We start from the raw sequence: 19,211 nt of genomic DNA on the forward strand, positions 1-19,211 counted from the left end.
ATTTTCCAGAAAAAATACTTTCTACCAAGTAGACAAACAAGGTGTGATAAGGAATTCCTTTTTCCTTCTTCATATTAGACAAACGAGCAATCTTTTCAAATTCAAATCGCTGAAAACTTTTGGCAATTGAATGTTGAATAAATGACTTTTCTTGGTTGTTTCGTGTTATAATATTCATGGCATGAACACTCCTTGATCGTTATGGTTTGGTACTTTAATTATATCAAGTTTTGAGTGTTTCATGCTTTTTTTATTCCCCTTGAATGTTGGTGAGGTAAGGGGAAACGTGGGGTTTTGGTGTTTCAAGTTTTAGTTAATTATATTATAGAAAACGATATTAAGGTACTGCATCCATGGTTAATGAAGGCAAAGAAGAAATTGGAAAGGGTATTGTTAAATGAAAAATGAAACAAGAGGTTCTCAACGATTGTCACCTTGTGAAAAATTTAGAATTATGGTAGAACACTTCCCAAACACTCAATGGATTGAGGCAACAACAGTTGAACAAGTGAGACAGGCTTTGCAACGTTTGATTTCAACTGATGAGAATGAGGGCGATTAAGAAATTTTTTCTACAAACAAAACGACTTATCAGAGATTGAAAGGAAGTATTCTTTCAATCTCTGTTTTTAGAGGTGGCCTTCACTTAGAACGAGCAGAACGTTTTCATAAAAACCACCATTTACAAAATACAAGCCACATCTTCAAAAACAATTTTTTCTGTTATTGATTGAAAGCGGTAAAAATTAAGTATATAATGACAGTGACAAAAAATTAATTAATAAAATGATATTGATTCTTTTTTTGGACGGGGGAATAAAAAAGATACAGGAGGCAAAAGATGAATGATATTGCATCAAAAAGTCTAAGAGCAGGAGAGTATATTATTTTTGCACTCAAACTTCAAGTGTTTTGTGTGGTGGCGATGGTGCGATTTGGCATTGTTTTTGGGATTTTTCCAGCACTTGCAGCAGCCTTTGAGCGTTTCTTCGCTGTATTTGGCGACAAAGAAGAGGTAGACTTCCTAAAATTGAGTGACGTGGTCAATGATGCTAAAAAGCATTTTAAAAAAGCAAATATAATAGGTTTTCTCTCGTTTGCGATTATGCTTGTTTTAGCGATTGACATTAGAATTAATGGAAAAATAATTCAAAATACATATGTGCATATTTGCTTGATTGTATTGTTGCTTTTGTGTTTGTGTGTGAATTTTTATCTATTTCCAAGTCTTGTGCGGTATAGCTTGACGGTGAAAGATACATTTAAACAAGCATTTTTCCTAGTGCTTTGTAGTGTCCCGCAAACGATTGCGATTTTTATAGGATTAGCGATAGCTAGTTATTTGAGTGTTCTCTTTCCGCTACTCGCATTACTTCCAATCCCCGTTTTCTTCTTTTCGATTGCCTATTTTAGTTTTCAAGCAATGAAAAGACTAGAGCGTATGAATGAGGAGGCAATGAATAGTGAAAAAGATGAGTAGCATGAGAAATTTTTCTCAAAATTTTACAGGTCGTGTAAGTAAAAAATTATTGCTAAGTTATCTATTTGTATTTTTGCTACCATTTGTTGTATTGTCTGTTTATTTATTTTTCTCGCTCACTCTTTCTACGCAAAGAGAGTTTCAGTGGAGCAACAAAAAAATGATGGGGCAACTTTCTGCCAAGTTAGAGAGAAATTTTATTGAGCTTGGGGAAATTACGCTAGATATGGCAGTCAATGATGCGATAGAGAGACCACGAGATTACCCGAGCCCTGTTCAGACAAGTACCGAGCAAGAACTGCGTCGCTATGTCATGCTCTCACGAATTGTCGACAATATTTTTCTGTATTATACCGATTCTCCAACCATGTATTCGACAAGTGGGACAATGTCAGAGCAAGTCTTTCTTGCCACGAGAGCAGAATATGAAAAAATGTCAAAAACTGAGCTAAGGCGTGCGTTAAGCGAGAAAAAGCCTAGGCTTGTGACGGATAAAGACAACGCAGGCGATCATCTTTATTACTTTGTGCCATTTGTATCAAGAGAAGGGCAAGTAGTCGGACGTGTTGTCTACGTTTTATCCATTAGCGAAATGAAACGAGTGATTGACACCGAGCTATTGTCTAACGAGGAGGAACTTCTTTTCTTCGTGCAAAACAATTTGGCTTTTCAAGTGGGAGTAGAAGAAAACATTCCGCTGAAAGACTTATTTGAAAAAAGTGAAGTCAGAGTTGGCAATCGTGATTTTCTTGTTCATCAAGAGGAGATTATGCCAGATGTTTCTTTGTCGGCTATCGGATTGTTTGACAAAAGTAAGGCACAGCAAATGGCAATTCCTGTTGTAGCTGGTTTCTTGATTGTGCTAGGAATGTTTTTGATTGTGAGTTTCGTTATTATTTTATTTGTCAGCTACAAACAATACCAGCCGATTTACCAGCTGAACAAAGTTTACCGAGAAATTTCTAAGCATGAAAACAAAGATGATGACATTCTCAATCGAGTGGGCGATTATTTGTTCCAAACGAAGTTGAATTTGGACGAACAAGTGCAAGAGGCGAGAAATTTCCAAACCATTCATTTCTTTGAACAGCTTTTACTCGGGCATTTTAACAGTGAAGAAGATATTACAAGAGAAATGAAACGTTTGTCTATTCCGTTGAAAAATAGTCATCATTATCTTGTCGGTGTGACAAATTCCAATTTGACGGACGATGATGAGGTCAATTTGAAAGTTAAAACCGTGTTGGTCAATCAGCTATTTGCTAAAAACGAGAATTATTCCGTTCACTATATCGAGTTGCCACAAAAAAGTTTGCTTGTGTTTTTATTCTCATTCAATCAATTTATTGAATCTGAGGAGCTTTTTGCGAATTATTTACAGGAAAATTTTGGGGCATATTTGCGTGAAAATATTGGGCTTGATTTGAATATTTCTTATGGTCATATTGAAAAATCACTCAAAGCGGTCAATTTGTCTTATTTTACCGCCTTGTCCAGAAAAGAAATCGAGCAGAAAGAAGAAAATTCGTTAGCGACTACGAAAAATGCGAATGAAACGTTCTTGCCGGTTGAAAAAACAGAAACGCTGTTGCAAGCAATCAAGCATGGTAGCGTGCATTTGGTAGAGAAAATTTTAGAAGAATTATTTGCACAAAGGGCGGACGTTTTGCCGAAAGAATTGCTGAAAAGCTATCAATTTTACGTTTTAAATGAATTGGTTCTCCTAGCTGAGACGAATCATTTGGTTCATTTGATTGAAGTGGCGAAGGTGTCTTTTTATCCAAGTAAAATCAAGGATGAAATTTTGAGATTTTCACTTATTCTTTCACAAGAGTTTAGCAAAGTCAATCAGCAAACGGAAAAACAAGAAGAAAACAAGCTGTTGGATATGATTGAGAGCAATTATATGAATCCGATGTTTAGTTTAGACGAAATGGCGATGCACTTTGATGTTTCCTTGTCGAAAATGAGCCAAATGATAAAAGAAGAAACGGGCAATAATTTTAGTAAATACGTTCAACAATTGCGGATTGACAAAGCCAAAGAGCTTTTGATAGCAACGAATAAGCCTGTCAAGGAAATTGTGCTAGATATTGGTTATTCCGATATTTCCAATTTTACAAGGAAGTTTCGTGAAACAGTCGGACTTCCGCCGGGCGAGTTTAGAAAGGTAAACAAAGCATGAGAAAAAAAATACTCATTCCTTTGCTTGCGTTGTCGCTTTTTGGTGTGGGAGGGATGATTTACCAATATGCCAACGAAGCAGACGAAGTTTACAAGCAAAAAAATAACACAACAGATAAAAAATTTGACACAGACGAACAAGCAGTCAAAAAACTTTACGAAGATAGTTTGAAATATAGCAATGAAAAAGACATTGACAACTATCTGGCGTGTATTGTTCCTAGAGGAAGAAAAAATACGAAGAAAGAATTGACCAAAGCATTTAAGGAATATGATATAAAAAGCACGTTGCAATCGTTTGAGATTTTAAAACATGAGGGCGACCACATTCTAGCTGAAACAAAGCAAGAACAAGAAAATCTCGGGAAGAAAGAGTATAAAAAGCACATTGCAACGCTCAATGTGGCATTTATCAAAAATGACGGTGTTTGGCAAATTGAGTTGACGACGGTTATTAAGACGAATTTTGTAGATTAAGGAGAGGGCGACCTCTCTTTTTTTATTTCAGGTACCTTTTAGAAACAAATATGTAACATTTCAGAAACATTGAAATACCGCTTGTTTACCAAACAAAAAAATTTTACATATGGAAAATAAAACGTTTTCCACGCATAATAACACTTGCCAAAAGAAAAGCGGGTAGTTAGGTAATTCGGTATAAATTACTGCCTGTAAAAAAAGAAAAGGTGAGAAAAATATGGTAGAACTGAATCTAAAAAGTATCACAAAGCAGTATGACAACAATCCACAGAAATCAGTTGATGATTTTAATCTTCATATCGAAGATAAAGAATTTATCGTTTTTGTCGGGCCGAGTGGTTGCGGGAAGTCAACAACTCTTCGTATGATTGCAGGGCTTGAGGATATTACCTCAGGGGAACTATACATTGGTGAGGAAGTGGTCAACGATAAAGCACCAAAAGATAGAGATATTGCAATGGTTTTCCAAAACTACGCTTTATATCCACATATGACGGTTTATGACAATATGGGATTTGGGTTGAAATTGAGAAAATACCCAAAAGAAGAAATCAAGCAACGTGTAGAAGAGGCGGCTGAAATTTTAGGTTTGACCGAGTTTTTAAATAGAAAACCTGCCAATCTCTCAGGAGGTCAAAGACAGCGTGTGGCGATGGGACGTGCGATTGTGCGAGATGCGAAAGTATTCCTTATGGACGAGCCACTTTCCAATTTGGATGCGAAATTACGTGTGCAAATGCGAATTGAAATCGCTAAAATTCACAAGAGAATTGGTGCAACGACTATTTACGTGACACATGACCAGACGGAAGCGATGACATTAGCCGACCGCATTGTCATTATGAAAGAGGGAATTGTTCAGCAAATTGGTTCTCCGCAAGAAGTTTATAATCACCCAACCAATGTATTTGTAGCAGGATTTATCGGTAGCCCAGCGATGAACTTTATGCGAGTGGTTATTCAAGAAGACGGTACGATGGTCAATGAAAGTGGATTATCCGTTACCATTCCTCAAGGGAAATTTAGAGTATTGCAAGACGGAGGATATGTTGGCAAGGAAGTAATTTTTGGTATTCGTCCAGAAGACATTGCAACAGAATTGGTGGTTATTGAGGCAAACCCACTTTCACGTGTAAAAGGAGAAGTTATTGTAAGTGAATTGCTTGGAGCAGAAACGATGCTTTACGTGAGAATGAATGAGCAAACAGAAATGATTGCTAAAGTAGACGCAAGAGACTATCACACTCCGGGAGAAGTAGTAGAATTTGCATTCGACATGAACAAAGCACACTTCTTTGACGCAAAAACAGAACAAGCAATAACGGAATAACGAAAAGCGAAGAAGTGCGTTCAGGAGTTTGAGGCAGCGAGCCACGCCGTTTACTTACTCCTACACTTCGTTTCGCATACAGTCTTTCTAAGAATCAAAGATTCTTGAAAGACTAGCATCGAAACGCAAGTTTCGAGCGACACTGCGAACAGCCACCAAACTCCAGCACCTCAAAGCTAGACAAAGAAAAGCGAAGAGGGGCGTTCAGGAGTTTGCGACAGCGAACCACGTCGTTTATTCACTCGAAACGCAAGTTTCGAGCGACGTTGTGAGCAGTCGCCCAACTCCTGCCCCACGTAGCTAGACAAAGAAAAGCGAAGAAGTGCGTTTTGAAGTCTGTGGACGTTGCGAGCAGCCACCAAACTTCAGCACTTCAAAGCTAAAAAAAGGAGGGACTAATTTGCTTAGTGTAGCAGATGTAACAGGGAGTAAATCTCCTAAAAAAATCAAAACAAAAAAGAAATTTTCAAGTAAACGATTGAAAAATAGTTGGCAATTATACATTTTTCTCTTGCCTGCATTCTTATTCTTTCTAGTGTTTTGTTATGAGCCAATGTATGGTGTGATTATCGCTTGGAAAGATTATAATCCGTCTCTTGGGATACTTGGAAGTCCTTGGGTTGGTTGGAAGCATTTCATTGACTTCTTCCACTCCTATTTCTTCTGGGATTTGATTAAGAATACTTTAGGTATTAGTGTTTATTCATTAGTTGTAGGATTTCCATTGCCGATTATTTTGGCATTGAGTTTAAACGAATTAAAGGACGGCTTTGGGAAAAAATTTGCCCAAACAATCACTTATGCACCGAACTTTATTTCAGTTGTAGTTATTGTCGGAATGATTGTCGCATTTGCGAATCCTTCGACAGGGATGATTAATCACGTCATTGAATTTTTCGGAGGAAAACCGATTAATTTCATGGAAGACCCGAAATGGTTCAAAACGCTTTATGTATTGAGTAACGTCTGGCAATCAACAGGTTGGAGTTCAGTGATTTACATGGCAGCTCTAAGTGGTGTAGATATGCAGTTGCACGAGGCGGCAATGATTGACGGAGCAAGTCGTTTGCAACGTGCGTGGCATATTAACATTCCAACGATTATGCCAACGATTATCATTCTATTGATTATGAGTATGGGGAATTTATTAAACGTAGGATTTGAGAAAATCATTCTTATGCAAAACCCATTAAACCAAGAGGCAAGTGACGTAATCTCAACATTCGTGTACCGAGCAGGTCTAGTAGGAGGACAATACTCCTTTGCCAGTGCAATAGGACTATTCAACTCCGTCATCAACTCCATTATCCTAATCGTCGTAAACGGGATAACAAAAAGATATAGTGAAAATAGTTTGTGGTAAGAACATTGAGCGAAGTCGAAATGCAAAGCATTTCAGCGTAGCGAAATGTTCTTGTACAGAGAGAAATGAGTCTGCGGAGCAGACCAAAGCGATAGCTTTGCTTTGAACGAAGTTCAAAGTATTTCTCGATAAACAATACGGAAATTTTCATTGAAAACAAAAAACGTGCGAAATGTTCTTGAGTAGAAGGGCATTAAGTTTGCGACAGCAAACCGAAACGCAAGTTTCGTTTGGTGCGAACGCACCAAATAATGCCCGATGAGCAAGGCTAAAAATTACGGAAAAACTTGAAAATGCAGTTTGCAATTCAGAGATTTACTTCACGAAGTGATTTCACAGAAAAGACTTCGAGCGGGCTTTAGCTCGCTCATGACCCCGCTTGGCAGGAGCGATAGCGGAAGTCAAGTTTTAAGAAATCACAAAGTGATTTCGCAGAAAAGACTTTGAGCGGACGAAGTTCGCGAATGACCCTGCTTGGCAGGAGCGAAGCGGAAGTCAAGTTTCAAGAAATCCCGAAGGGATTTCGCAGAAAGGAGAAAAAATGAACACAAAAGCAATAAAAATGTCAACAGGAGATAGAGTATTTGTTGGCTTTAACTATTTATTTGTTATCGCTGCAACATTAGTTGTACTTTATCCTTTGATTTATATTATTAGTGCCTCAGTAAGTGACCCTAGTACAGTGCAATCAGGAGAAATGTGGTTGTTACCAAAAGGTTTCACTTGGGAGGGGTATGAGAGAATTTTAGCCAATCAAGATATTTGGATGGGGTATAAAAATACGATTATTTATACCGTATTAGCAGTAATCATTAACTTAGCTGTTACCATTCCATGTGCTTATGCACTTTCCAGACCAGAACTTTACGGGAAAAACTTTTTCGTCAAATTTATGATGATTACCATGTTTATCTCTGGAGGAATGATTCCAACGTATCTTTTGATTAAACAACTCGGAATGTTGAACAGCATTTGGGCGTTATTGATTCCAAGTGCAACAGGTGTCTACAATATCGTGGTAACACGTTCATTTTTCCAGACAACCATTCCACGAGAATTAGAGGAGGCGGCGATTGTTGACGGTTGTAGCGATTTTCGGATTTTCTTCCAAATCGTCTTGCCACTTTCCGCACCTATTCTTGCAGTTATCGCACTTTTCGTTGGTGTCGGACGTTGGAACGGGTTTATGGATGCGTTGATTTATTTGTCAGACAGAGCGAAATTCCCTTTGCAAATGATTTTGCGTGAGCTGTTGATTTTGCAAGATATGAGTTCTAATGCGACAGCATCCAATGCAAGTATTCAAGAAGTGCTAAACAGAAAACGTGAATTGGTCGGGATTATCAAATATGGAATTATGATTGTTTCCACCTTACCAATTATCGTAGTCTATCCATTCTTACAACGTTACTTTGTAAAAGGAATGTTAGTTGGTTCCTTGAAAGGATAAGAAAAGTTATTAAAGTTATTAAGCTAATCTAATTAGCTATAAATAAAAAATAAGCTAGAGCAAAAGCTCTTAGTGAGAGGAGAACCAAAATGAAGAAATCAACTGTTGTATTGACGTGTGGTGTAACATTGCTTACACTCGGGATGCTTACTGCTTGTGGCGGAGGCGACAAGAAAGAAACTGCTAAGTCAGATGTAAAAGTAGCAAAAGAAGGCTTCCCAATCGTAGACAAAAAATTGGAGCTTAGTATGTTTGCTCCAGCGAGTGGAAAAGGGACATTTGACAAAATGCCAATGATGAATGACTATGCGAAGAAAACGGATATTTCATTCAAATACACTACGCCACCTGCGTCAGATTTGTCAACAAAACTTAACCTAGCTTTTGCCTCAGGTGACCTTCCGGGTGTTGTTTATGCCTCAGGTGTTACCAAACCAATGGAAATCCAATATGGAGGATCCACTTTAGTTGCTTTGGAAAAATACATTGAAGATGGCTATGCACCAAACTTGAAGAAGATTTTGGATGAATTTCCAAATATCCGCAAATCAATCACTACACCAGATGGTCATATTTACTCATTGCCATTCTTAGGTGCGAAGTACAATACTGAGGATACAGATTTTGCACAAAAAGCAAATATCTCAAAAGGTAGTGTTTGGTACAACGGTCAATGGTTGAAAAAATTAGGATTGAGTGAGCCTAAGACTGTTGATGAATTTTACGATATGCTTGTGAAATTCCGTGATAATGACCCGAATGGAAATGGTAAAAAAGATGAAATTCCACTTACCACTTCAGCTGCGGACACAGACAAACTTGCAAGCCTACGTCCTTGGATTATGAATGCCTTTGGTATTTCTTCACAATTGCAACAAGTGGACGACAATGGCAAAGTAACGGTCGGTGCGACACAAGAAAATTACCGTAAATATCTTGAGTTTATGGAAAAATTGTATAGCGAAAAATTACTTGACCAAGAAGTATTCTCTCAATCAGATGATCAAAAGAAAGCAAAAGGTGCTGAAAATCGTCTAGGTGCTTATACTGACTGGTTTAGCTATTTCACAAGTGGAAAAGCTCCAGATGTTTCAATTGAAGATCCTATGGCTTATCCATTAAGCTCAGAAGCAAGTCCAAAAGCGTTTATGGACGTATCAGACAATATTACAACAGGTGCGTTTGCAGTATCAGATAAATGCCCAAGTCCAGAAGCGGCAGTTCGTTGGGTGGATTACTTCTACTCAAACGAAGGAAGTAAATTCCTAAATGCAGGACCAGAGGAAAAAGACGGTGGTTACTGGCATTGGGATACAAATGATAAAGGGGACAAAGTTCAAGTGTTCAACAAAGACGTTGACCCTACAAAATCAGAAGAACTTCGTGAAACAATCACGCCTGACTATGGACGTGTAGTACCAAAAGTATTGGCTGAAGCAGCGATTATCCTCAAAGATAAAAACGATCCAATCGTAAAAGATGCGTTTAGCAAATTCATTGATGAGCAAGCGACAGAAAAAATTGGACCATTTGAAAAAGTGGGCTGGCCAACGCTTTATATGTCTAAAAAACAACAAGATGAACTAGGTTCATCACTTCAAGCTGATTTGCTTACTTATATTCAACAAATGGAAGCAAAATTCATTTCTGGTAAAGAAAAATTAGATGATGCAAGCTGGAAAGAATACAATGACAAGCTAAATCAAATCGGTGTTGAAAAATACGCTAAAGTGTATCAAGCAGCATATGATGCTTGGAAAAAATAATGATTAAGGTACCTCTACAAACTATGTTTCATACCCAATTAGATAGTTTTTAGAGGTGCACGTTAATTGGTGTTAATTTACCTCCTACATTAACACCAACATCCGTTCACTAAGACATGAATATGAATGTAGTCATAGACCCACATGAGTATTCATGTCTTTCTTTTTATGGAGGGCGTAGAGCAGGAAGAGGGAAAAGTTGTTTTTGTTTTTTCGTGCTATGCGTAATGACGCAGGATAAAAAAAGGATAAGGAGACCCAAAACATGAGTGATGAACATTTACATAATGTGATGGAGCAAACAATACGTCAAGATTATGTGACAGAGGAAGTAAAAAAATTCATGGAGGAAATCTCAACGATTGCTCAAAAGGAAAATCCAATGTGGGCAGAGATTTTCAATAATTGTTTCACGAATACGCTAGAAACTGTCTTGAAACCTCAAGAGGACGGCACGGTTTATGTACTGACAGGTGACATTCCAGCGATGTGGTTGCGAGATAGTGTTGCACAAGTGCGACCGTATTTGCCATTAGCGAATCGTGATGAAAAAATCAAGCAAATGCTTGTAGGCGTGGTAAAACGTCAATTTGATTTTATCAATATTGACCCTTACGCCAATGCGTTCAATGAGACAGCGAACAATGCAGGACATATCCATGATATTACGGAGCGAAATGCGTGGATTTGGGAGAGAAAATATGAAATTGACTCTCTTTGCTATCCCATTCAACTTGCCTACTTGCTTTATTTGAATACAGGTGAAACAAGCCAATTTGACGAGAAATTTGTTAGTGGGATTGAGAAAGTGTTGTCTTTGTGGAAAGTAGAACAAGATCACGAAAATTCTCCATATCAATTTTGGCGGAAAGATGCTTGGCGACCAGAAGACGGGTTGTCTCATGAGGGACGTGGACGTAAGACTGGAAAAACAGGCATGACATGGAGCGGGTTTAGACCGAGTGATGACTCATGCACGTATCATTATTTGGTGCCAAGTAATATGTTTGCAGTGGTGGTTTTAGAGTATATCCAAGATATTTTCTCTACGATATTGGACAATGAAAACATTGTAAAAACCGCAAAAACACTCCAGACGGAAATTCAAGAAGGCATTGAAAAATATGCAGTAGTGCAAAATAAATTTGGAAAAGAGATTTATGCGTATGAAGTAGACGGTTTGGGCAATTATGAAATCATGGATGACGCAAATATTCCAAGCCTTTTATCGAGTGCTTATCTTGGGTATCATGAGATTGATGACATACGTTATCAATCGACTCGAGCGAGCATTTTATCGAAAGAAAACCGCTATTATTATACAGGCGACATTGCAAGCGGAATCGGTAGTTTCCATACACCAGAAAACTATATTTGGCATATGGCAATTGCAATGGAAGGGTTGACGACAAATGACAAAGCAGTCAAAAAAGAAAAGCTCAACCTCATGGCGAATACAACAGCAGGAAAAAACTTAATGCACGAAGGATTTCACAAAGACGATGACAAATTTTACACTCGTGAATGGTTTAGTTGGCCGAATATGATGTTTTGCGAGTTGTTAATGGATTATTTTGATATAAAAATTCAAACGAAAAAAGGATAAGGAAAGCAATAATGAAGAAAAAAGTTTATATTATTTCGCATAGTCATCTTGATAGAGAGTGGTATATGCCTTATGAGCAACATCATATGCGTGTTGTGGAGTTGTTTGATGAATTGATTCATTCATTTGAAACCGACCCGAGTTTTAAATATTTTCATTTGGACGGTCAAACCATTCCGCTAGATGATTATTTTGAAGTGAAACCTGAAAACCGTGGGAAAATTGAGCGTTTCATTCAAGAGGGGAGACTGAAAATAGGACCGTTTTATATTTTACAAGATGATTTTTTGATTTCATCAGAGTCCAATGTCCGTAATGCAATTATTGGCATGAAAGAAAGTAAAAAATACGGCAATCCTGTGAAATTGGGGTATTTCCCAGATACATTTGGCAATATGGGGCAAACACCGCAGATGATGCGAAAAATGGGTCTTGATGCTGCTGCATTTGGTCGTGGGGTAAAACCGACTGGATTGAACAATATGGTGGCGGATAGTTATTCTTCGCAGTATTCTGAGATGAATTGGAAAGGTCCTGACGATAGTGAGATTTTCGGTTTGCTCTTTGCCAATTGGTATTCTAACGGGAACGAAATTCCAACAACGGAAAAAGAGGCAAGAGAATTTTGGGATCAAAAACTTGCAGACGCTGAGAAGTTTGCCTCTACCCGTCATTTGTTAATGATGAATGGTTGCGACCACCAACCGTTGCAAAAAGATGTTGGAAGTGCGATTGCTCTTGCCAATACGCTTTATCCAGAATATGAATTTGTTCATTCTCATTTTGAGGAATATTTGGAGGCTGTGAAAAGTGAGTTGCCTGAAAATCTGGCAACCGTGACAGGAGAATTGACCAGTCAGGAAACGGAAGGCTGGTACACTTTAGCCAATACAGCAAGTAGTCGTGTGTATTTGAAACAGGAAAATGTGAAAACGCAAAGTTTCCTTGAAAATCAAGCGGAAGTAATTGCAACATTTGCAAGCGTAGCAGGCAGACAATATCCAGCAGAAGTATTAGAATATGCGTGGAAATATTTACTTCAAAATCACCCGCACGACAGCATTTGTGGCTGTTCCGTTGATGAAGTACATCGTGAGATGAGCATACGTTTTGCCAAATCAAGCGAGGTCGCCAAATATGTAATAGACGAGTCAATGACGGCACTTAGTGAAAAAATCGACACCTCTTGCTTTGAAAAAGGAGCAATTCCGTTTATTGTAGCCAATACATCAAATACTGCGAAAACAGGCGAAGTCGAAGTAACGCTTGAGATTGATAGAGTATTATTTAAAGAGGCATTTCCACGTGTCGCCTATGAAACGCTTGAAAACAAAGCAACAGGGCAATTTGTCGTGGTGGATAGCGAAAACAACATTCTTCCGAGTGAAGTTTGTGAGGTAAAAGTCGAATTTGGCTATGATTTGCCAAAAGACGCTTTCCGTGTTCCTTACATGAAAAAAGTGGCGAAAGTGAAAATTTATGTCAAAGAATTGCCAATGATGAGCGTTCACACGTTTGCGTTAAAAGAAGTGGAAAATTTGCCAGCAATCGACAAACAGTCAATGATTTTACCGAATAAACAAGGAATTGAAACCCCTCATTTGAAAGTTGAGATTGCACCTGACGGAAGTTTGAGTGTGGAAAATAAAAAAACAGGCAAAGTTTTGAGCAACTTATTGGTATTTGAAGATGTCGGCGACATTGGAAACGAATATATTTTCAAGCAATCAGAAGATTTCACGGCTCTTTTATCCACAGATTTCCCACATGAAATCAGCGTAGAAAGAGATACAAATGAAGTGGCACAATTAAAATTAACACATAAAATGAATGTGCCAATTTCTGCTGAAGAATTGTTGCAAACAGAACGGGAAAAAGTGATAGATATTACCAATCGCAAGTCCAAACGTTCAGAAGTAATCAATGCGTTTACGCTTGAAACGTTGATAACCGTCTACAAAGATAGCACACAAGTGCATTTTGAAACAAAGTTCAACAATCAGCACAAAGACCATAGACTTCGTGTGCTATTCCCGAGCGGAGTAGAAAGCACAACGCATTTTGCAGAAAGTATTTACGAAACCGTTGAGCGAGACAATCACGTAAGTAGCTACTGGAAAAATCCAAGCAATCCACAACATCAGCATGGATTTGTCAATCTCCATGATGAGAAAAATGGTTTGACCATAGGAAATGTCGGGTTGAATGAATATGAGGTATTGCCTGATGAAAATGTTATTGCACTGACACTTCTTCGTTCGGTTGGTGAAATGGGTGACTGGGGCTATTTCCCGACACCAGAGGCACAATGTTTGGGCGAGATGACGGTGGAATATTCTTTAGAAATGCACGACAATGAGACCTATTATGAGAGTCTCTCACGTGCAGTTGCCCTAAAAACTCCAATGAATGTTAAGCAAACAACCATTCATCAAGGAAGTTTAGCAACGAACACTTCTTTTGTCACACAAAGCAACCCGCAATTTTTGATTACGTGTGTGAAAGAATCTCTTGATACAAAAGGGATTGTAGTGAGAGGATACAATTTGAGCAACAAGCGAGCAACTCATCTTGAGTTAAATGTGTTAGGCAAAACGGCTCAAGTGGTGAATTTGCTTGAGGAAACTATGGAAAATTGGACAGGTATTTTGCAACCAGCAGAAATTTTGACAACGAAATGGAGTTAAGAGATGAGTGTTTCGATTGATACACGACATGGTTCGAGCAATACGGCGAGCCTTTCCAATGGAAATTGCCTACCTTTGACAAGCACACCGCACGCAATGAACTACTTTGCCCCGCAAACTTCTTCTTCACGTGGGGCGTGGTGGTTTCATCCTGAGGATGTCTCATTTGAGGGATTTCGGCTGACACATCAGCCGAGTCCTTGGGTGGGGGATTTTGGGTATTTGTTGTTGCAACCATTTTCTGGAAAAGTGAGCAATCCGTCTGTTTTCGGGGCGAGTAGTAGCTACGAGAGGACGAACTCTGTATTTTCTCCGCATGAATTGAGCGTTTTTCTCAATCGTTACGAGATTTCCGCTAGTCTTACACCGAGCAGATATGGTGCGAAATTGCGAATAAACTACGAGAGAAATGGTGCGGGAATGTTTCTTCATTTGACGGAAAATCATGCGTGGCGTGCAATAGATAATCACACGATTACAGGCTGGGTGAGTAATTTTGCAGAGTGTGAGGATAAAGAATTTAAAATGTATTTTGCTCTTTTCTTTCATGAAGCAATCCAAGAAACAACGAGTCATGCGTTATTTTTTGGCGACATAAAAACTCAAGAAGTAACGCTTGCGACCTCGTTTATTTCTGAAAAGCAAGTGCATTTAAATCTTCAGCGTGAGCTAGAAAAAAGCTATGAGGAAGTCAAAGAAAATGCGAAAGTGGAATGGGAAAATGTTTTCTCAAAAATCAAGATTACACACCATAATCAAGAGGAAAAAAGTACATTTTATCATTGTCTTTACCGAGCGTTTTTATTTCCGACGAGATTTTATGAGCTAGATGAAAATTTTTCTGCTATTCATTATCAAACGCATACAAAGGAAGTAAAAAAGGGTGTTTATTATACGAATAATGGCTTTTGGGATACGGCGAAAACTGTTTATCCATTGTATACGCTCATTGCTCAAGACACGCTTTCTGAAATGCTCGAAGGATTTTTGAATGTATATCGAGAGGTTGGCTATTTGCCGAAATGGCTTTCGCCAGATGAGCGAGGCATGATGCCGGGAATGGCGATTGATTCGGTGATTGCAGATTGTTTGACGAAAGGCATACGAATGGATTTAGCAGAAGAATTTTTGCAAGCAATGATTCATAGTGCGAATGTAAAAAGTGGCGATGAACGTTTTGGTAGAGCGAATATCGAGGCATATAATCGTCTAGGATTTGTACCGAACTCGCAAACGGAGAGTGTTAATCAAACGCAGGATAACGCATATAGTGATTATTGTATCGCTCAAGTTGCCGAACTTCTTGGGAAAACGGAGATAGAGAGAAAATATCGCAAACTTTCCATTGGTTATCGCCAGTTGATTGATGAAAAAACGCATTTGTTGCGTGCGAAAGATGAAAACGGAAACTTTGTCCTCCCTTTTTCCACTTATGAATGGGGTGGGGCGTACACCGAGGGGAGTGCGTGGCAAAATAGTTTTCTTGCGTTTCATGATATTGCAGGCTATATTGAGAGCATTGGTGGTGAGGAGAATTTTTCTAAATTGCTAAGCGATTTATGCAATCAATCCTCTTTTTTTGAAGTAGGGCATTATGGCTTTGAAATTCATGAGATGACTGAAATGGCAAGGCTCAATTTTGGGCAATTGGCTTTGAGCAATCAGCCAAGTTTTCATGTGCCGTATTTGTTTCATTATTGTCATCAGCCAGAAAAGACACAGATATTGGTCAGACAACTTTTGAAAAATGCTTTTTCAAGCGGAGAAGAGGCTTTTCCGGGCGATGAAGATAACGGGAGTATGTCGTGTTGGTATATTTTTTCATCGTTAGGTTTTTTCCCTGTTTGTTGTGGAAACAAAGAATATCAGCTAGGAATCCCATTATTTGATAAGGCAGAAGTTACTTTGTCAAATAATGAAACATTGCGTATCCAAACAACACCAAACGAAGTACAACATCAGTTTGTTATAGGAAAAAGAAAAAATGGAAAGGAATACAAAGCAAACACTTTACAACACGACGAAGTGATGAAAGGCGGAACACTAGAGATTCAACTAGGGATTCTACCAAATGAAAAATAGAAAAGCGTAGAAGTGCGGTAAGGAGTTTGCAACAGTGAGCCGTGCCGTTTATTTACTCGAAACGTAAGTTTCGAGCGGCACTGCGAACAGTTGCCAAACTCCTGCACTTCGTAGCTAGACAAAGAAAAGCGTAGAAGTGCGGTAAGGGGGTTGCAACAGTGAGCCACGTCGTTTATTTAATCGAAACGCAAGTTTCGATCGACGTTGCGAACAGTTGCCAAACTCCTGCACTTCGTAGCTAGACAAAGAAAAGCGTAGAAGTGCGGTAAGGGGGTTGCAACAGTGAGCCACGTCGTTTATTTAATCGAAACGCAAGTTTCGATCGACGTTGCGAACAGTTGCCAAACTCCTGCACTTCGTAGCTAGACAAAGAAAAGCGTAGAAGTGCGGTAAGGGGGTTGCAACAGTGAGCCACGTCGTTTATTTAATCGAAACGCAAGTTTCGATCGACGTTGCGAACAGTTGCCAAACTCCTGCACTTCGCAGCTAGACAAAAAATCGAGAGGTGAGAAAATGCTTGTAGGTAGTATCGAAGCAGGAGGGACAAAATTTGTTTGTGCCGTAGGAAATGAAAATTTGGAAATTCTTGAACAAGCTCAATTTCCAACGACTACGCCAGAGGAGACACTCGCAAAAGTGATAGAGTTTTTCCAGAAACACAAAGTGGAGGCGATTGGTATTGGCTCTTTTGGCCCGATTGAAATTCGGGAAAATCATGAAAAGTATGGTTATATTACGACGACACCAAAAAAATATTGGGGTGATACGGATATATTAGGGAGTATTCAACAAGCACTGAACATTCCTTGTAGTTTTACGACAGATGTCAACTCAAGTGCCTATGGCGAGCTTGTTTTATCAGAAAAAAAGGTAAAAAGTCTCGTTTATTATACGATTGGCACAGGAATTGGTGGCGGTGCGATTCAAAATGGGGTGTTTATTGGAGGGAAATCTCATGCAGAAATGGGGCATATTTTCGTCAAACGTCATGCGAATGATTTGTCATTTTCTGGTGTGTGTCCGTTTCACAAAGATTGCCTTGAAGGTGTGGCGAGCGGCCCGACTATACAGGCGAGAAGTGGGATTCGTGGCGAAATTTTGGCAAAGGAAAATCCAACACATGAAGTATGGGATATTTTAAGCTACTATATCGCTCAAGCGGCAGTCAACGCAACGCTCAATTTAGCACCAGAGAAAATTATTTTCGGTGGTGGTGTTGTTTCACAAACTTTGCTAGAAAAGATAAAAGAACAATTTGTGGCACTTTTGAACAACTATGTAGAAATAGATAACATTGAGGAATATCTTGTGTTACCAAGCATTGAAAATAACGGCAGTGCAACGATTGGCAACTTTGCATTAGCGATTGAAAAGAAACACAAACAATAAAGAAACACATATAGAAAAGTGCAAGAGAGCATTTTACAATAAAGGCTACAAGGAAAAGAAGGAGAGTATGCTAGATGAGTGAAATAAGAGAAGATATTGTCGAAAGTATAGATGCCGAAAATGAGGAGTATGGCGAGCTGGCGGACAATATAAAAGAAAAGCTCGAATGGTTTCAAGACCAAAAAATAGGGGTTATTTTCCATTGGGGTTTGTACGCAGAAGCTGGAATTGTAGAAAGCTGGCAATTATCCGAGGAGGACGATTGGGCAAGAAAGAAACCTTGGCGAGAAGATTTACAGCAATTACGCAATGATTATTGGGGGTTAAATAAAGTATTCAACCCAGTCAAATTTGACCCAGATGATTGGGCGGAAAAATGCAAACAGGCAGGTTTTCGCTATGTAATTTTCTCAACGAAACATCATGACGGATTCAATATGTACGACACAAAGGAAAGCGACTATAAAATCACAAATGAGCCGTCGCCTTTCTGTCACAATCCTAAGGCAGATACATTTGGCGAAGTCATGAAGGCATTTCGTAAAGCCGGTTTAGGAACAGGAGCGTATTATTCTAAAGCAGATTGGCATTGTCCTTATTATTGGGTGCCAAACGAACACGCCAAAGGTCGTCAAGCAAGCTATTCACCGAAAAAAAATCCAGAAATGTGGGCGAAATTTGAGCGATTTGTAAAAAATCAATTGCTTGAAATTTGTCGTGACTATGGCAATATTGACATTCTCTGGCTAGATGCTGGCTGGGTGAATATGCGTGAAGAAATGCTTGATATGCCTGATATTGTAGGCGAATTGCGTAAAACTCAACCAGATATGCTTGTCGTTGACCGCACGATTGGTGGTGAATTTGAAAACTATGTGACACCTGAGCGAAAAGTGCCAGATGTTGCACCGAAAAAGGTTTGGGAGAGTAATTTACCACTTGCGAAAAACTGGGGGTACGTGCCAAATGATATTTACAAACCATTTGATGAATTGCTTGCGAGTATTTTGAAAATCATTAGCATGGGAGGCAATGTCATTTTAGGGGTAGGACCAAAGCCAGACGGGACACTTCCAGATGAGGCAGTTGCCATTATGGAAAAACTAGGAGAATTTCTCTCTACATTTGGTGAGGGAATTTATAACACCCGAGCGGCGAAGATTACGCAAGAAGAAGATTGGTATTTTACAGAAAATGAAGAAGCAATCTTTGCTTTTGCACTTGCCAAAAAAGAAAGTGCAACACTATCATTAGAAAAACTGCAAAAACACTACGAAATAGGAGAAATCCTCAATCTTCGTACCAAGGAAAACGTAAAAATAGAAAACAATCAAGTCGTTGTAAATTTTGACGAAAAATTAGCAGTTGGCTTGAAAATAAATAAAAAATAACGA

13 protein-coding genes are annotated in these 19,211 nt (G+C 38.8%); all 13 read left to right on the forward strand.

The features are described 5' to 3' along the window. Positions 1 to 397 precede the first annotated feature (397 nt). A complete protein-coding gene (locus B5D30_RS13515; protein ID WP_159443212.1) occupies positions 398 to 562 on the forward strand; it encodes a hypothetical protein in 165 nt (54 codons plus the stop codon). A gap of 279 nt (positions 563 to 841) precedes the next feature. Further along, positions 842 to 1,480, forward strand: a complete 639-nt coding sequence (locus tag B5D30_RS04935) for a DUF624 domain-containing protein (RefSeq protein WP_078806926.1) — start codon at positions 842 to 844, stop codon at positions 1,478 to 1,480. Then, a complete protein-coding gene (locus B5D30_RS04940) occupies positions 1,473 to 3,665 on the forward strand; it encodes a helix-turn-helix domain-containing protein (RefSeq protein WP_234984622.1) in 2,193 nt (730 codons plus the stop codon). Before B5D30_RS04935 ends, B5D30_RS04940 begins: the two co-directional genes overlap by 8 nt. After that, positions 3,662 to 4,141 carry a hypothetical protein gene (locus tag B5D30_RS04945; RefSeq protein WP_078806928.1) on the forward strand — a complete coding sequence of 160 codons (480 nt, stop codon included), beginning with the start codon at positions 3,662 to 3,664 and terminating at the stop codon, positions 4,139 to 4,141. Before B5D30_RS04940 ends, B5D30_RS04945 begins: the two co-directional genes overlap by 4 nt. 220 nt (positions 4,142 to 4,361) lie before the next feature. After that, complete coding sequence (locus B5D30_RS04950; RefSeq protein ID WP_078806929.1) at positions 4,362 to 5,474, forward strand: ABC transporter ATP-binding protein; 1,113 nt, start codon at positions 4,362 to 4,364, stop codon at positions 5,472 to 5,474. Between the two features lie 445 nt (positions 5,475 to 5,919). Then, positions 5,920 to 6,837 (forward strand): ABC transporter permease, encoded by a 918-nt coding sequence (locus tag B5D30_RS04955; RefSeq protein WP_234984623.1) that lies wholly within the window; start codon positions 5,920 to 5,922, stop codon positions 6,835 to 6,837. 541 nt (positions 6,838 to 7,378) lie between these two features. After that, positions 7,379 to 8,287 carry a carbohydrate ABC transporter permease gene (locus B5D30_RS04960; RefSeq protein WP_078806931.1) on the forward strand — a complete coding sequence of 303 codons (909 nt, stop codon included), beginning with the start codon at positions 7,379 to 7,381 and terminating at the stop codon, positions 8,285 to 8,287. A gap of 89 nt (positions 8,288 to 8,376) precedes the next feature. Then, positions 8,377 to 10,053: an extracellular solute-binding protein gene (locus tag B5D30_RS04965; RefSeq protein WP_078806932.1), complete on the forward strand. Its 1,677-nt coding sequence runs from the start codon at positions 8,377 to 8,379 to the stop codon at positions 10,051 to 10,053. Positions 10,054 to 10,318: 265 nt separating this feature from the next. Then, positions 10,319 to 11,659, forward strand: coding sequence for a glycoside hydrolase family 125 protein (locus tag B5D30_RS04970; protein ID WP_407675492.1), 1,341 nt, complete (start codon positions 10,319 to 10,321; stop codon positions 11,657 to 11,659). An 11-nt stretch (positions 11,660 to 11,670) separates the two neighbouring features. After that, positions 11,671 to 14,346 carry an alpha-mannosidase gene (locus B5D30_RS04975; RefSeq protein ID WP_078806933.1) on the forward strand — a complete coding sequence of 892 codons (2,676 nt, stop codon included), beginning with the start codon at positions 11,671 to 11,673 and terminating at the stop codon, positions 14,344 to 14,346. Between the two features lie 3 nt (positions 14,347 to 14,349). Continuing rightward, entirely contained in the window at positions 14,350 to 16,428 is a 2,079-nt protein-coding gene (locus B5D30_RS04980) for a GH92 family glycosyl hydrolase (RefSeq protein WP_078806934.1), read from the forward strand. Positions 16,429 to 16,941: 513 nt separating this feature from the next. Further along, a complete protein-coding gene (gene scrK / locus B5D30_RS04985; protein ID WP_078806935.1) occupies positions 16,942 to 17,817 on the forward strand; it encodes a fructokinase ScrK in 876 nt (291 codons plus the stop codon). 74 nt (positions 17,818 to 17,891) lie between these two features. Further along, positions 17,892 to 19,208 carry an alpha-L-fucosidase gene (locus B5D30_RS04990; RefSeq protein WP_078806936.1) on the forward strand — a complete coding sequence of 439 codons (1,317 nt, stop codon included), beginning with the start codon at positions 17,892 to 17,894 and terminating at the stop codon, positions 19,206 to 19,208. Positions 19,209 to 19,211 lie beyond the last annotated feature (3 nt).

Origin of the sequence: Pilibacter termitis, assembly GCF_900167335.1 — a bacterium.
Taxonomy (GTDB): domain Bacteria; phylum Bacillota; class Bacilli; order Lactobacillales; family Streptococcaceae; genus Pilibacter; species Pilibacter termitis.

Coding starts and splice junctions, on each gene's coding strand:
- B5D30_RS04980 (WP_078806934.1), top strand. CDS start 14,350: ATGAGTGTTTCGATTGATACACGACATGGTTCGAGCAATACGGCGAGC.
- B5D30_RS04945 (WP_078806928.1), top strand. CDS start 3,662: ATGAGAAAAAAAATACTCATTCCTTTGCTTGCGTTGTCGCTTTTTGGT.
- B5D30_RS04990 (WP_078806936.1), top strand. CDS start 17,892: ATGAGTGAAATAAGAGAAGATATTGTCGAAAGTATAGATGCCGAAAAT.
- B5D30_RS04965 (WP_078806932.1), top strand. CDS start 8,377: ATGAAGAAATCAACTGTTGTATTGACGTGTGGTGTAACATTGCTTACA.
- B5D30_RS04935 (WP_078806926.1), top strand. CDS start 842: ATGAATGATATTGCATCAAAAAGTCTAAGAGCAGGAGAGTATATTATT.
- B5D30_RS04975 (WP_078806933.1), top strand. CDS start 11,671: ATGAAGAAAAAAGTTTATATTATTTCGCATAGTCATCTTGATAGAGAG.
- B5D30_RS04950 (WP_078806929.1), top strand. CDS start 4,362: ATGGTAGAACTGAATCTAAAAAGTATCACAAAGCAGTATGACAACAAT.
- B5D30_RS13515 (WP_159443212.1), top strand. CDS start 398: ATGAAAAATGAAACAAGAGGTTCTCAACGATTGTCACCTTGTGAAAAA.
- B5D30_RS04940 (WP_234984622.1), top strand. CDS start 1,473: ATGAGTAGCATGAGAAATTTTTCTCAAAATTTTACAGGTCGTGTAAGT.
- B5D30_RS04970 (WP_407675492.1), top strand. CDS start 10,319: ATGAGTGATGAACATTTACATAATGTGATGGAGCAAACAATACGTCAA.
- scrK (WP_078806935.1), top strand. CDS start 16,942: ATGCTTGTAGGTAGTATCGAAGCAGGAGGGACAAAATTTGTTTGTGCC.
- B5D30_RS04960 (WP_078806931.1), top strand. CDS start 7,379: ATGAACACAAAAGCAATAAAAATGTCAACAGGAGATAGAGTATTTGTT.